Here is a 13,473-nt window from a genome sequence, read left to right on the forward strand (position 1 = left end):
TCGGCAGGCGAGGCGTCGGCGACCTGGCACAACTCCTCGCCGGTGGCCGGGTTGTCGACGGACAGGGTCCGGCCGGACTCCGCGTCCTGCCAACTCCCGCCGATGAACAGCTGCTTGGGAACATCACGGACGATGGTCGTGGTCATGGCTGTATTTCTCCTTGAGATCCAGAGTGATGAGCCGCGCGGGGAGCAGCGCTGGGGAGTGCCGGGAGCTGAGCGTCGGACGCGCTCTCGCCCGGGATGCCGGGTGTGAGTTCGGGGCGCGGGGGAGGTGCCGAGCCGCGTGCTTGGTCGCAGGGGCGCGATCCATGTCCGGCGGTGGGCACCCCTGTTACGAGAGGGGAGCAGGGTGCCGTGGCGGGGCCGGGCGCTGAGGGGAGGGAACGCCCGGCCCCGCCGGTTCAGCAGCCCAGCAGCTCGGGCAGCTTGCTGAGGTCGGACAGCTCCTCGTAGGCGTAGGCGGGGGAGCCCGGCTGGTTGCGGCGGTTGATCCACACCAGCCGCTTGAACCCCAGGTCGTGGCCCGGGATGATGTCGTACTCCCAGCCCATGGCCACGTGGATGATGTCCGCCGGTTCGGCGCCGATCTTCTTGAAGGCGCAGTCGAAGGCCTGACGGTCCGGCTTGTACGCGCCGGCCTGCTCGGCGGTGATGACGTGATCGAACTCGACGCCCATGATCTCGATGTTCTTCGCGATGAAGGCGTCCTGTGTGTTGGAGATGATCGCGATCTCGTAGCGGTTCTTCAGACGGCGCAGCGCGTCGGGCACTTCAGGGAAGGGGCCGAACGTCGGGATGAGGGCGACGATGGCGTCGCCGTCGGAGTCCTGGTAGCGCAGCCCGTGCCGGCGCATGGAGTTCTTCAGGCTGGATCGCAGCACCTCCGCGTAGGGCCGGTAGGGCTCCACCACGGCCTGGAAGCGCATGATGTTGAAGGTGTCGAGGAACTCCTGCGGGTCGACGCCGACTTCGGCGATGCGGTCCTTCAGCAACTCCACGGTGGGGGCGTTGAGCTTGAAGTCGACGAGGGTGCCGTAGGCGTCGAAGGTGACGATTTCGCGCACGGGGGGTCTCCGTTCGAGGAGGCGACTGCGGAAGGGACGGAAGGGAAGAGGAGGGGGTCGCGGGTCAGGCGAGGGGTTCCGTGGGAAGGAGCCCGCCGCCCTGCTGGTGGCGCTGACCGCCGAGCTTGCGCACCAGGGCGACCAGGGCGAGGGCGGTGATGGCGAGGGCGATGAGGACGGCGCTGACGGCGGTGACGGTCGGGTCGACGTCGAACTGGAGGGCGTTGAAGACCAGGACCGGCAGGGTTCGGGTGTCGGGCGTCGACATGAACTGGGCGATGAAGAACTCGTCGAAGCTGGTGATGAAGGAGAAGATCGCGGCGGCGATCAGGCCGGGGGTGGCCAGGGGGAAGGTGATCCGGCGGGCGATGGTCATCCGGCTCGCGCCCATGCTCGCGGCGGCGTCTTCGAGGCGTTCGTCGATGCCGCGCAGGGTGGAGATCAGGATGAGGACGGCGACGGGTGCGGCGAGCACGGTGTGTCCGAGGGCGATGGCCAGGGGGCTGCCGAGCATGCCGACGGGTTCGAAGAACAGGAACATCCCGAGTGCGATGACCACTTGGGGGATGAGCATCGGGGCGAGCACGAGTCCGTAGACCGCTGTGTGCAGCGGGAGGCGGCCGCGGGCCAGGGCGGTGGCGGCGGTGACGGCCAGGACGAGGGAGAACACCGTGGTCAGTGCTGCGATGAGGCTGGACAGGGCGATGGAGGTGGCCCAGTCGCTGCCGGGGGCCAGCATCTGCTCGTACCAGTGGGTGCTGTACTGCTTCGGCGGGAAGGTGCCGATGCCGTCGGCGCCGAAGGAGGTGACCAGGATGATGACGATGGGCATGGCCAGGAAGAGCAGGATCGCGCCGGCGCTCAGGGCGCGGCCGATGTGTCCGGCCCGGGTGGCGGGCAGTTCCATCATGAGCCGCTCCCTCGTGCGTGCGCCTTTGTGCGGCGGAGCTTGGCCAGGCCGAGGATGCCCAGGCCGGCGAAGGTGAGCAGGAGGAGGATGACGCCGAAGGCGGCGGCGGAGTTCCACTGGTCCTGCTTCATCACCTGCTGGTCGATCAGCGCCGCGACAACCGTTTGGTGGTCGCCGCCCATGAGGGCGGGGGTGATGTAGTAGCCCAGGCACAGGATGAAGCTGAGCAGGCCGGCGGTGCCGATGCCGGGGGCGACCAGCGGAAGGTAGATCCTGCGGAAGATGGTCAGCCGGCTCGCGCCGAAGCCTGCGGCCGCGGCCAGCAGCCTGCCGTCCACACCGCGCATCACGCCCTGCAGGACGAGGACGGTGTAGGGCAGCATCACGGAGGTGGTGCCGATGACGACACCGGTCTCGTTGTAGAGCAGCGAGAACGGTGCGCCCGGGATGTGCAGGGAGGTCAGCGCGGTGTTGAGGATGCCGTGTTCGCCGAGCAGGATGATCCACCCGTAGGTGCGCACCAGGGCGCTGATGAAGTGCGGAACGACGACGATCAGCATGGCCAGGGCGGCGAAGACGGGCCGCATCCGGGCGATCGCGTGGGCCAGGACGAAGCCGATCAGCAGGCTGAGCACCGCGGTCTCCGCGGAGATCCGCAGCGTGGACATCAGGACGGACAGGTTCGCGCCGCTGAGCGCGTCCGTGTACCAGTGCAGCGTGAACCCGCCGCTCGCGCCCTTCAGGCTGAGGGAAAGGACCCCGATGATCGGGTAGACGAACAGGACCAGCAGGAACACCGTGACGGGGACGGCGTTGACCAGCGCGATCCGCGAGCGATGCCCGCGTAGGACGGAGGGCTTCCCCCGCCCCTTGGCGGGTGCGAGAGCAGTACCTGCCACGAGTTCACCCCCCGTCCGTCGCGTCGAAGACGCTGACGTCCTCGCGGTCGGCGGTCACGCAGACCCGCTCACCCGGCCGAGGCGGTGTGTGAGCGGTCTCGATCCGCAGGGGCGGTGTGTCGGGGGCTGCACCGTCCAGGCGGACGGTGATCCGGGTCAGCGAACCCACATAGACGGCCGTCTCGACCGTGCCGGAACAACAGCTCTCCTCGGCACCGACCAGGCGCAGCTTGCCCGGTCGAACGGCCGCCCGTACTCGCTGACCGGCGGCACAGGGGTGTGCCCGAGCCTCGAGGATGCCCCCGGTGTCGAGGCGTACTCGGGTGGAGCCGTCCTCGGCGGGTTCCTCCACCTTCCCGGTGAGGAAGTTGGCGGCGCCCAGGAAATCGGCGACGAAAGCCGTGCGGGGGCGTTCGAACAGGGCCCGTGGGGTGTCGAACTGCTCGATGCGGCCGTCCTTCATGATGGCGATGCGGTCCGACATCACCAGGGCTTCTTCCTGATCGTGCGTGACGTAGACGACGGTCAGGCCGAGTTCGCGCTGGATGGACTTGATCTCGGTCTGCATCTGGTCGCGCAGCTTCTTGTCGAGGGCGCCAAGAGGTTCGTCCATGAGGACGATCGGCGGCCGGTAGACCAGTACCCGGCACAGGGCGACGCGCTGCTGCTGCCCGCCGGACAGTTCCCGGGGCTTGCGGCCGGCGAACTTCGACAGGCCTGCCGCCTCCAGCGTCTGGCCGACCCGCCGACGGATCTCGGCCTTGTCCACCCCGCGCAACTGCAACGGGAAGGCGACGTTCTCGGCGACGGTCATGTGCGGGAAGAGCAGGTACTGCTGGAAGACGAAACCGAAGTCCCGCTTGCCGGGGCTGAGTTTGGTGATGTCCCGGCCGTCCACGGCGATGGAGCCGGCGTCGGGCTCGGTGAACCCGGCCAGCATCATCAGCGTGGTGGTCTTGCCCGAGCCGGAGGAGCCGAGGAAGGTGACGAACTCACCCGCCGCGATGCCCATGTCCACACCGTCGACCACCGTCGTCCCGCCGTAGGACTTGCGCAGCCCCGTCACGGACAGCGACTTGCCGGTCGGCGCGTCGGACCGTGGAGCCAGGACGGCGGCGAGGTCGTCTGCCGACAGTTGCCCGGTGTTGAACGTCGTGGTCCCCTCAGGCATCGGCCCACTCCTGCCAGCGCTTGGTGACGGCGTCACGGTTCTTGTCCCACCAGGCGACATCGGCGTCGAACCCGATCTTCAGGTTCTGCGGCGAGGTCGGCAGGGAAGCCAGGACGTCGTCCGACAGCAGCTTGATGGCGCCGGGAACGACCGGGCCGCCCGGGTAGAGCTTGGCGAAGGCCGCCTGGACCTCGGGACGCAGGGAGAAGTCGATCAGCTTGTAGGCCGCGTCCGTGTTGCCCGCGCCCTTCGGGATGCCCCAGCCGTTGGTGAGCCGACGGGCTCCGTGCCACTGGTAGGCGACGGGCATACCCTGCTTGATCAGCTCGTCCGCGCGGCCACCGTACAGGCTGGTCGCGACGACCTCCTTGCGGCCCAGCAGCACCGCCGGCAGGGCGCCGGTGTTCCAGAACTTCTTCACGCCCGAGCGGATCCGCGACATCGACTTGAAGGCCCGGTCCACGTCCAGCGGGTACAGCTTGTCCAGCGGCACGCCGTCGGCGAGCAGCGCGAACTCCAGCTCCGGGATGTCGACCTCCGCGCTCTGCAGTGAGCGCGGGCCGCTGAAGGAGTGCGTGTTCCAGAAGTCGTCCCAGCTCTTCGGGGCGCGCTTCAGGCTGTCGGTGCGATACGCCATCAGGCTGCACCACACGTTCTTGCCGACCGCGTGTTCCGGCAGCTGATGGGCGGGGATCCCGGCGCCCTTGACGCTCTTGAGACGGTCGTGGTCGACCGGCTCCAGACATTCCAGGCGCGCCATCTTCTGGAAGACCAGCAGCGAGTTGTCCATCAGGTCGACCTGCGGGCGGCCCTGCTTGACCTGGGCGATGACCTGCGCGGACTGGTAGTTCACCGTCGTGACCGTGATGCCGGTCTCCTTGGTGAACGGCTCGTAGATCGCCTTGGCCAGCGCGTCGTTGTAGGCGCCGCCGCTGTTGCTGACGACGAGGCGCTTCTTGCCGTCGGCACCCGACGAGCCGCGGCTCTCGCCGGAGCCCATCAGGGTGCCGCAGCCGGTCATTGCCGTGGCGGCGGCCAGAGCACCTGCGGTGCGGAGTACGGTTCTGCGGCCTATCCGGTTGCCTTCCATGGCGGGCCTCCTGGAGATCACTGGGGATACGGGGGAATCCGTGGTGCGGGGACGTACGGTCCTCGTGGGGGGCTGTGGGCGCCGGTAAGCGGCGGAGGGAAATCGCGGGCCTGCGGAGCGAGGCCCGGGGAAAAGAGCAGAGGGGGGAGATACGCGATGGCGTCGCACCGTAGCAATGGCGAGGCAATCAGAGCGACGGTTGTCCCTATCGATTTGGTTACCGTCGTGACCGCTGCGCTTGGGGGCAGCGTGCGGGCCATTGCGGACTTTCATCCCGCACGGCAGCGCGAATTGTAAGGCGTTGCCTTATACGGCCGTGCGGGCTGAAGTGGGTTGTCTCAGATGCCGAGCATGGTGTTGAGCTCGTCGAGGGACTTCACGGTCACGTAGTCGTAGCCGTGGGTCACCGGGTCGTAGCCGCGGTCCAGGAGGATGAGGTTGCGGAAGCCCATGTCGTGCATCGGCATCAGGTCGTAGCGGGTGTGCGAGGAGACGTGCACGAAGTCCTCGGGGGACGCGTCGAGCTGGTCGAGCATGTACTCGAAGGCGGCGTAGCGGGGCTTGTAGTAGCCGGCCTGTTCAGCGGTGTAGACCGCGTGGAAGTCGGCACCCAGCCGGGGCACGCTCTCTTCGAGGAAGGAGTCGTCCGCGTTGGAGAGGATCACCAGCTTGTACTTCTCGCCCATCTTCTTCAGCGGGTCGGGGACATCGGCGTGCGGACCCCAGCTGCGGACGGCGTCGGCGAACCGCTTGCCGGCGTCCGGCGCCACCTTCAGGCCCCACCGGTTGCAGATCCGCTCGAAGGAATCGTGGAGTACCTGCTCGTAGGAGTAGTAGGTGCCGCGCACCTGGTCGTAGCGGTAGCCGCGGAATTCCTTGACGAACTGGTCCCACTTGTCGGCGGGGATCTGGTCGCCGACGAGTTCACGGGTGACGGGGGTGATCTGGTAGTTGATGAGGGTGCCGTAGCAGTCGAACGAAACGTACTTCGGACGGAACTGCAGCGAGGGGATTTTGTTGCTCACGAGGGGGTTCCGGTCTTTCTCTTGCGGAGGGGTGCGGACTCTTCTGCGGGAGGGGGCGGATTGGTTTTCTCAGGCATGCCCATGTCGGGATTCCCTGAGTTGCGCGATGACGTCGGTCAGGCTTACGGCCAAGGCGCGCTCGATGTTGGTCCAGTCGTCCTTGGCGTGGGCCAGGAGGTACTCGCGCCGTTCGGGTGCGCGCTCCGCACGCCAGTTGGTGAGGAGGGCGCGCAGGGTGAGGCGTGCCAGTGCGGCTGCCGGGAGCAGGGGAAGTTCCGATGCCCTGATGGGCCGCTCCCGCTGGTAGCCGGCGAGGAAGGCGCGGGCGTCCCGCCAGGGCTGTTCCGGTGTGCGCCCGAGCAGGTTCGCCATGGGCACGGCGGGGTCGAAGATCAGGGCGCTGCGTACGGTGTCGCCGAAGTCGATGACACCGGTGACGTAGTGCTCGGCGCTGCCTGGGTCCACCACGACGTTGTAGGGGCTGAAATCGCCGTGGATCACCTGTGTCTCGAGATCACCGAGTCTCGGGACGACGGTTTCGCCGAAGTTCCAGAAGACCTCTCGGGCCAGTCGGCGGTGTCCGGGGTCCGGTGTGTACTGGACCAGGCTGGTCAGCTGGTGGAAGTGGCGGATGTCCCACACCAGATCGCGTCGGTCCGCGGGGTGCGAGAATGCCTTCAGCGCCACGTCGACCCGGCCCAGCATCTCGCCCGCCTTGCCGAGCTGCTCGGCGTCCGGGCTGGTCTGTGCCAGGACGGGGCCCGCGACGAAGTCGAACACACGCAGGATCCGTCTTCGGCCGTCGTTCAGCCGGATGGTCACGCTGTCGTCCCCGTCGACGGTCAGTCTCACGCGCTGGACCGGCAGGTGCGGGGCGGCGCCTTCGAGGAAGCGCATCGCGGCGGTCTGGAGGCCGACGATCGACTCCGCCTCGTCCGGCGGCGAGACCTTCACGAGGCAGTCGCCCGCGTCGGCCCGCAGCCTGAACGTGTCGTCCTTCTCGGTCGCCAGTCGGCCGAGCTGTCCGTCGAGGCGGTAATGCCTCTCCAGGAAGATGCTCACCAGCGCTTCGTCGATGGGCTCGTGGGACGAGGTCAGGCCGCTGTCCTCGAGGAGCCGTCGCGCATGGTTCGCAGCCGGTGAGATGTTCACGGTCGGTCCCTTCGGGCAGCGTGCTACAGGCGGTTTTTCGCGACCTCGGCGAAGGTCTCCAGGAAGCGGGTGACGTCGGCGGAGTCGAAGGCCAGCGGGGGGCGGATCTTCAGGGTGTTCGCCGACCGGCCGGTGCCGTTGATCAGGATTCGGCGGTCTCGCATGTCGTTGATGACGTCCTCGGTCAGCGCGCGGTCCGGCTCCAGGGTGCCCCGGTCCTTCACGATCTCCACGCCGACGTACAGGCCGGCGCCCCGGACTTCGGCGACGTGGGGGGAGTCCTTGGTGATCTCCCGCAGCCCCGCGCGCAGGGCGTTGCCGCTCTCCAGGACGCGCTGCTGCACGTTCTCCTTCTCCAGGACGTCCAGCACCGCGGCGCCGGCGGCCACGGGGATCGAGCTGCCGCCGAAGGTGTTGAAGTAGCGGACGTTGCGTCCGAACTCCTCGCTGACCTCGGGGCGGAAGACCACACCGGAGATCGGCATGCCGTTGCCCATCGGCTTGCCCAGGGTGACGATGTCCGGCACCACTCCGTGGCGGGTGAAGCCCCACATCGATTCCCCGAGCCGGGCGAACCCGGACTGGACCTCGTCGGCGATGTAGACACCGCCGGCCGCGTGCACCTCCTCCACCACGCCCCGCATGTAGTCGACGGGGTCGGTGAAGATGCCGTCGCTGGTGTAGGCGCAGTCGGTGATCAGGGCGGCGAGCCGGTAGCCGTGGCGCTCCAGGTCCTCGATCGCGCGGCGGACCTGCTGGCGCATGTGCTCGGCGAGCGTGGTGCCGGGGGCGGCGAGGCGCGGGTCCGGCGGGTCGATCAGCCGGACGTTCGGGCCCAGCGGTGAACCGGCGCCCAAGTGGGGGGAGAAGCTGGCCACCTCGCGGGTGATGCCGTGGTAGGCCCAGCGGGTGACGATGATGCCCTCGCCGCCCGTGTGGAACCGGGCCACCCGCACCGCGAGGTCGTTCGCCTCCGACCCGCTGCACGCGATGCTCAGCTTGGACAGCTCCTCGGGGAAGGTCGCCAGAAGCCGCTCCGCGTAGTCGACCAGGGCCTCCTGGACGTAGCGCGTGTTGGTGTTGACCGCCTTCATCTGGCGGGCCACGGCCTCAGCTACGTGTGGGTGGGCGTGCCCGACGCACGGAACGTTGTTGTAGGCGTCGAGGTAGTCGTTGCCGTCCCGGTCGATCAGGTGGGCCCCGTGACCGGAGACGAACTCGACCGGCTCCTTGTAGATGAGGGTGTAGCCGGGCCCGAGCACCCTGTTGCGGCGCTGGATCGTCTCCTGGAGGTGTTCGGGGAGTTCGCTCAGCACCCCGGGGTCGAACCGGTTGGGGTAGTTGGCGATCGCCCGACTAAGCGTCGAAGTCATCTGCAGGCACACCTTCAGTCTGGTTTCTTCGAGGTTTGCTCGCTGCTGTGGCTGAGACCATACCATCGTTCGTTCCAGTTCCAACCTGAAACTAGAAACTTTTTTGGAGGGTCTCGGAAGGGTTGGCCGAGTGCTGAGCCGGCTGAGGCTGAGCGTAGGGTGCCTGAGTCAACTCTCCTTCTGAGTAGGGGAGTTGCGTAAGGCTGGGTACGTCGGTCGCGTCGGTCACCCACTCCTCGACTTCGAGCACTCGGGTCGTGGGCGAGGAGTGGGGGTCCGGTTGCCGTGATGTGCGGCGGTGAGGTTTCGTCCAGGCGCGCCACAGGTCGTACGGCGAAACCCCGGCTCGATCTCCCCGTGGCCGATCTCCCGGCGGCTCAAGTCGCCTCCGCGCGCATCGCGCAGTGAACCATGGCCTCCAGAGCACGCAGTGGCCTGGAGGCCCTCCTCAAGCGGCCGGGGCCCCATCGCGCGCCGGCGTCCACCGGGCACCGATCACGCACGGCTGGTCCAGTGCGTCGGTCACGAGACGTCCCCCGGTCGTTCACGGGCCGGATCGAGTAGTTCCGCCAAATGCACAGCACGCACGCCGCCGTCACCGGCGAGGTGGTCGATCTGGGTGGCGCAGCTGAAGCCGTCGGCGACCACTGTCCGTCCGTCGAGGTGGTCCAGGCGGGGTTTGAGGGCCAGCTCGGCGACGGCCATCGAGGTGTCGTAGTGCTGGGCCTCGAAGCCGAAGTTGCCGGCGAGTCCGCAGCAGCCCTCGGCCTCGTCGACGGTGCCTACGCCCAGTCGGCGCAGCAGGTCGGCCGGCCGGCTCTTGAAGGTGGCGTACTCGTGGCAGTGCGTCTGGAGAACGACGTGCTCGGGTAGCGGAGGCGGGCTCCAGTCCTGGTCGGCGAGGTTGGTGAGGGCGCCGGTGAGGGAGCGGACCCGGTCGGCGACGCGCCGGGCAGCATCCGAGCCCAGGAGTTCGGGCACGTCGCGTTGGAGAGCGGCGGCACAGCTCGGTTCGGCCACGATGATCGGCCGCTCGTCGCCGTCGTCCAGGTGCGCGACCGTACGGGCCATGATGCGGCGCGCGACGGACAGTTGGCCGGTGCTGACCCAGGTCAGCCCGCAGCACAGGCCGTCTTGGGTGGTGCAGGGGAGGCCGGCGTCGGCCAGGACGCGGCTCGCCGCCCCGGCGATCTCCGGGCGGAAGGCACGGGTGAAGCTGTCCACGAAGAGCACGGCCTTCGCGGACCCCGGGGGCCCTGCCGTGCGCAGGGTCCTGCGCAGCGCGCGCCGGGAGGCGAAGGCGGGGATCCGGCGCTTCGTCGTGATGCCGCCGAGGCGGGCGAGCAGCGTGCCGACCGGCCCGCGCAACAGCGCGTTGAGCGGACGGGCCACGTATCCGGCGAGCGCGGAAGTCAGGGGCAGCCAGCCCAGGGAGTAATGGGAGCGGGGCCGGATCCTGCCCTTGTAGTGCTGGTGCAGGAACTCCGCCTTGTACGTAGCCATGTCCACGCCGACCGGGCAGTCGCTGGAGCACGCCTTGCAGGACAGACACAGATCGAGCGCGTCCTTGACCTCGGTGGAGCGCCAGCCGTCCCGAACCGCTTCGCCGCGCACCATCTCCTGGAGCACGCGGGCCCGGCCGCGGGTGGACGCGTTCTCCTCACCCGTGGCCCGGTAGCTCGGGCACATCACCCCGCCCGCCTCGCTGCGGCAACGGCCGACACCGACGCACCGGCGTACGGCACCGGCGAAACCGTCCTCGTCGTGGGGGAAGCCGAACGTCGTCTCCAGCAAAGGCAGTTCACGCAGAGCCAGGTCGGTGTCCAGCGGGGCAGGGGAGACGATCACGCCGGGATTCAGCAGGCCCTCGGGATCGAAGACCCTCTTGAAGGCGGCGAACGCGGCGATCACGCGGTGGCTGTACATCACCTCCAGCAGTTCACTGCGGGCCCGTCCGTCCCCGTGCTCACCCGACAACGTGCCACCGTGCTCGACGACCAGCGCCGCCGCCTCGAAGAGGAAGCGACGCATGACCGCCCGCCCGGCGTCGGTCGCGAGGTCGAAGTCGATGCGCACATGGACGCAGCCGGCGCCGAAATGCCCGTACAGCACGCCACTCAGCTCGTGGGAGGCCAGCAGCTCCCGGAAGTCGCGCAGATAGGCGGCGAGGTTCTCGGGTGCGACGGCCGCGTCCTCCCAGCCAGGCCAGGACTCCCCGCCGTCGACGAGTCGGGCCGCCAGCCCCGCCCCGTCCTCACGCACCCGCCACAGCGAGCGCCGCTCAGCAGGGGTTTCGACGACCCGGCCGCCGGTCATGCGTCCGCGCGCCTTGAGCGCGTCCAGCAGCTCGGCGGCCCGGCCGTTCACCGCTGCCCGGTCATCGCCTTCGAGCTCTACATACAGCCAGGCTCGTCCCTCCGGCAGTCCGGTGACGGAGCCGGGTCCGCGGCGGGCGCGCATGGTGGCGACGATCGCCTCGTCCATGCCCTCCACGGCGCTGGGGTTCCAGCGCAGGATCTCCGGTACGTCCTCGGCCGCGGCGACCACGTCGTCGTAGCCGAGGGTCAGCAGTGTGGAGGCCTGTGCGGTCGCCACCAGGCGGACCGTCGCGGCGGTGACGACCGCACAGGTGCCTTCGGTGCCCACCAGGGCGCGGGCCAGATCGAATCCGTTCTCCGGCAGCAGGTGGTGCAGTTGGTAGCCGGAGACCTGGCGCGGGACACGGCCCAGCTCGGTACGGATCGGTGCCAGGTTGTCCGCGATCAGCCGCTTGAGGTCGGCTTCGAGGCGGGCGACGACACCGCCGTCGCGAGGATCCACCGGATGCAGCCCGGAGTGGTCGGCCACGGCCCGCACGCCGTCGGCCGTCACGATCTCCAGCGCCTCGACGTGCCCGCTGGTCCGCCCGTCCCGCACCGACCGGTTCCCGCACGCGTCGTTGCCGATCATGCCGCCGAGGGTGCAGCGGCTGTGCGAGGACGGGTCGGGCCCGAAGTCGAGTCCGTGCAGCGCGGTCGCACCGCGCAGGGTGTCGAGGACGAGGCCCGCCTCCACCCGCGCGGTCCGTGCTTCGGCGTCGATGTCCAGGATGCGGTTCATGTACCGCGAGAAGTCCAGCACCACACCGGATCCGACGGCGTTGCCGGCCATGCTCGTGCCACCGCCCCGAGCCGTGACCGGCACACCCGCCTCACGGCAGGCCCGTAGCACCGCGACCACGTCGTCGGCGGTGCGCGGGTACGCCACCGCCTGTGGCGTCACACGGTAGTTGGAGGCGTCGTAGGCATACGGGCCCGTCGCCCCCGGTCCGGTCTCCACCCGCAGACCGGGCGCGGTCTCGGCGAGCCGTACGACCAGGGACGTGACGGTGGCCGTCATCGATCCGCCACCCTTGCCGCGCCCGCATTCGCTCGTGGCGGGGTCGGAGGCGCAGCCTCACTGCGCGCCACACATGTGCTCAGCATGGTTGTCCCGCGCCTACTTGATGACGTCGAGGAACTTGTAGAAACCGCCCGCGAAGGGCAGGAACCAGGGCGGGCCGAAGTGGCCGGGGATCCGCTTGAAGGGCAGGTCGGCCCAGGGGTTGGCGCCGGAGTCGCCGTTCATGTACGCGGCCATCTGCTTGCCCATGTGCGTCGCCATCTGGACGCCGTGGCCGGAGTAGCCGAGCGAGTAGAACAGCCCGTCCTGCTCGCCCGCGTGCACCATGCGGTCCATGCTCATGTCGACCAGGCCGCCCCAGCAGTAGTCGACGCGCGCGTTCGTGAGCTGCGGGAACACCTCGGTCATCGCCTTGTGCAGGATGCGTCCGCTCTTCGCGTCCGACTGCTGGTTGGACATGGCGAACCGCGCCCGGCCGCCGAAGAGCAGCCGGTGGTCCGGGGTGATGCGGAAGTAGTTCAGCAGGTTCAGGGAGGTCGACGCCATCCGCCGGTTCGGCAGCAGCATGTCGCAGACGTCCTCGCCCAGCGGCTCGGTCACGATGATGAAGCTGCCGACGGGCGCGATGCGGACCTGCTGCCAGCGGAACGGCCGACGGGTGTGACCGCTGGTGGCGACGAGCACTTGGTCGGCCTGGACGGTGCCGCGCGGCGTGACCAGCTCGTGTCTCGTGCCGCCGAGCTTGTCGACCTTCTCGACCGGTGCCTTCTCGTGGATGGTGACGCCGATCCGCGCGGCGGCCTCCGCGAGCCCCTTGGTGAACTTGCCGACGTGCAACCCGGCGCTCCGGGCGTCGACCAATGCGCCGTGGTAGAGGTCGGAGCCGATCTCGGTGTGGAGCTCGCTCTTGGAGATCAGCCGGGTCTCGATCCCGAGCTTGCCGGACATGATCTCGTGCGTCTTGCGCAGACCGTCGAAGTGGGCCGGCTTGGACGCCAGGTTCAGCTTGCCCGTGCGGGCGAAGTCGCAGTCGATGTTCTCTTCCTTGACCAGGTTCTCGATGGTGTCGACCGCATCGTGGTAGGCCAGCAGATACCGCTTCGCGGTGTCGAAGCCGTACCGGGAGACCGCTGAGCGGAATCCGATCGACATGCCGAGGGTGGCCATACCGCCGTTGCGCCCCGACGCGCCGAATCCGACCGTCTCCTTCTCGAAGACGTGCACGTTGGCGCCCTTTCGTGCCAGGTGCAGTGCCGCCGAGAGGCCGGTCAGGCCGGCTCCGATGATCGCCACGTCGACGCTGCCGCCGATCTGGGTCCGGGACCTGTCCGGGCCCTGGGGAGCGGTGTCGAGCCAGTAGGGGGTGAACTTCATGTCGCTGCTCTCTCTCCTGCCAGTGCCGAGCC

The 13,473-nt window shown here is 68.8% G+C and carries 10 protein-coding genes; all 10 read right to left on the reverse strand.

Annotated elements, in window-relative coordinates:
• Nucleotides 1-403 precede the first annotated feature (403 nt).
• The 10 genes from ABZ098_RS37960 to ABZ098_RS38005 all read right to left on the reverse strand — a co-directional run bounded on the left by ABZ098_RS37960 (nucleotide 404) and on the right by ABZ098_RS38005 (nucleotide 13,441).
• On the reverse strand, nucleotides 404-1,066 hold the full coding sequence (locus ABZ098_RS37960; protein WP_356598366.1) for a haloacid dehalogenase type II: 663 nt from the start codon (nucleotides 1,064-1,066) through the stop codon (nucleotides 404-406).
• A 64-nt stretch (nucleotides 1,067-1,130) separates the two neighbouring features.
• Nucleotides 1,131-1,976 carry an ABC transporter permease gene (locus tag ABZ098_RS37965; RefSeq protein WP_356598368.1) on the reverse strand — a complete coding sequence of 282 codons (846 nt, stop codon included), beginning with the start codon at nucleotides 1,974-1,976 and terminating at the stop codon, nucleotides 1,131-1,133.
• Nucleotides 1,973-2,875 carry an ABC transporter permease gene (locus ABZ098_RS37970; protein WP_356598370.1) on the reverse strand — a complete coding sequence of 301 codons (903 nt, stop codon included), beginning with the start codon at nucleotides 2,873-2,875 and terminating at the stop codon, nucleotides 1,973-1,975. The genes ABZ098_RS37965 and ABZ098_RS37970 overlap by 4 nt, the downstream gene beginning before the upstream one ends.
• Nucleotides 2,876-2,879: 4 nt before the next feature.
• Nucleotides 2,880-4,046: an ABC transporter ATP-binding protein gene (locus ABZ098_RS37975; protein WP_356598372.1), complete on the reverse strand. Its 1,167-nt coding sequence runs from the start codon at nucleotides 4,044-4,046 to the stop codon at nucleotides 2,880-2,882.
• Complete coding sequence (locus ABZ098_RS37980; RefSeq protein ID WP_356598374.1) at nucleotides 4,039-5,136, reverse strand: polyamine ABC transporter substrate-binding protein; 1,098 nt, start codon at nucleotides 5,134-5,136, stop codon at nucleotides 4,039-4,041. Before ABZ098_RS37980 ends, ABZ098_RS37975 begins: the two co-directional genes overlap by 8 nt.
• Nucleotides 5,137-5,474: 338 nt before the next feature.
• Nucleotides 5,475-6,161 (reverse strand): haloacid dehalogenase type II, encoded by a 687-nt coding sequence (locus ABZ098_RS37985; RefSeq protein ID WP_356598376.1) that lies wholly within the window; start codon nucleotides 6,159-6,161, stop codon nucleotides 5,475-5,477.
• A 69-nt stretch (nucleotides 6,162-6,230) separates the two neighbouring features.
• Nucleotides 6,231-7,313: a phosphotransferase gene (locus ABZ098_RS37990; protein WP_356598378.1), complete on the reverse strand. Its 1,083-nt coding sequence runs from the start codon at nucleotides 7,311-7,313 to the stop codon at nucleotides 6,231-6,233.
• 23 nt (nucleotides 7,314-7,336) lie between these two features.
• The gene (locus ABZ098_RS37995) at nucleotides 7,337-8,686 is read right to left on the reverse strand and encodes an aspartate aminotransferase family protein (protein ID WP_356598380.1); all 1,350 of its coding nucleotides are present in this window, start codon (nucleotides 8,684-8,686) and stop codon (nucleotides 7,337-7,339) included.
• A gap of 522 nt (nucleotides 8,687-9,208) precedes the next feature.
• Nucleotides 9,209-12,064 (reverse strand): FAD-binding and (Fe-S)-binding domain-containing protein, encoded by a 2,856-nt coding sequence (locus ABZ098_RS38000; RefSeq protein WP_356598382.1) that lies wholly within the window; start codon nucleotides 12,062-12,064, stop codon nucleotides 9,209-9,211.
• A gap of 99 nt (nucleotides 12,065-12,163) precedes the next feature.
• Nucleotides 12,164-13,441 (reverse strand): FAD-binding oxidoreductase, encoded by a 1,278-nt coding sequence (locus tag ABZ098_RS38005; RefSeq protein ID WP_356598384.1) that lies wholly within the window; start codon nucleotides 13,439-13,441, stop codon nucleotides 12,164-12,166.
• Nucleotides 13,442-13,473: the final 32 nt, after the last annotated feature.

The organism is Streptomyces sp. NPDC006335 (assembly GCF_040612795.1).
In the GTDB taxonomy this organism is placed as follows: domain Bacteria; phylum Actinomycetota; class Actinomycetes; order Streptomycetales; family Streptomycetaceae; genus Streptomyces.

Coding starts and splice junctions, on each gene's coding strand:
- ABZ098_RS37980 (WP_356598374.1), bottom strand. CDS start 5,136: ATGGAAGGCAACCGGATAGGCCGCAGAACCGTACTCCGCACCGCAGGT.
- ABZ098_RS38005 (WP_356598384.1), bottom strand. CDS start 13,441: ATGAAGTTCACCCCCTACTGGCTCGACACCGCTCCCCAGGGCCCGGAC.
- ABZ098_RS37995 (WP_356598380.1), bottom strand. CDS start 8,686: ATGACTTCGACGCTTAGTCGGGCGATCGCCAACTACCCCAACCGGTTC.
- ABZ098_RS38000 (WP_356598382.1), bottom strand. CDS start 12,064: ATGACGGCCACCGTCACGTCCCTGGTCGTACGGCTCGCCGAGACCGCG.
- ABZ098_RS37965 (WP_356598368.1), bottom strand. CDS start 1,976: ATGATGGAACTGCCCGCCACCCGGGCCGGACACATCGGCCGCGCCCTG.
- ABZ098_RS37975 (WP_356598372.1), bottom strand. CDS start 4,046: ATGCCTGAGGGGACCACGACGTTCAACACCGGGCAACTGTCGGCAGAC.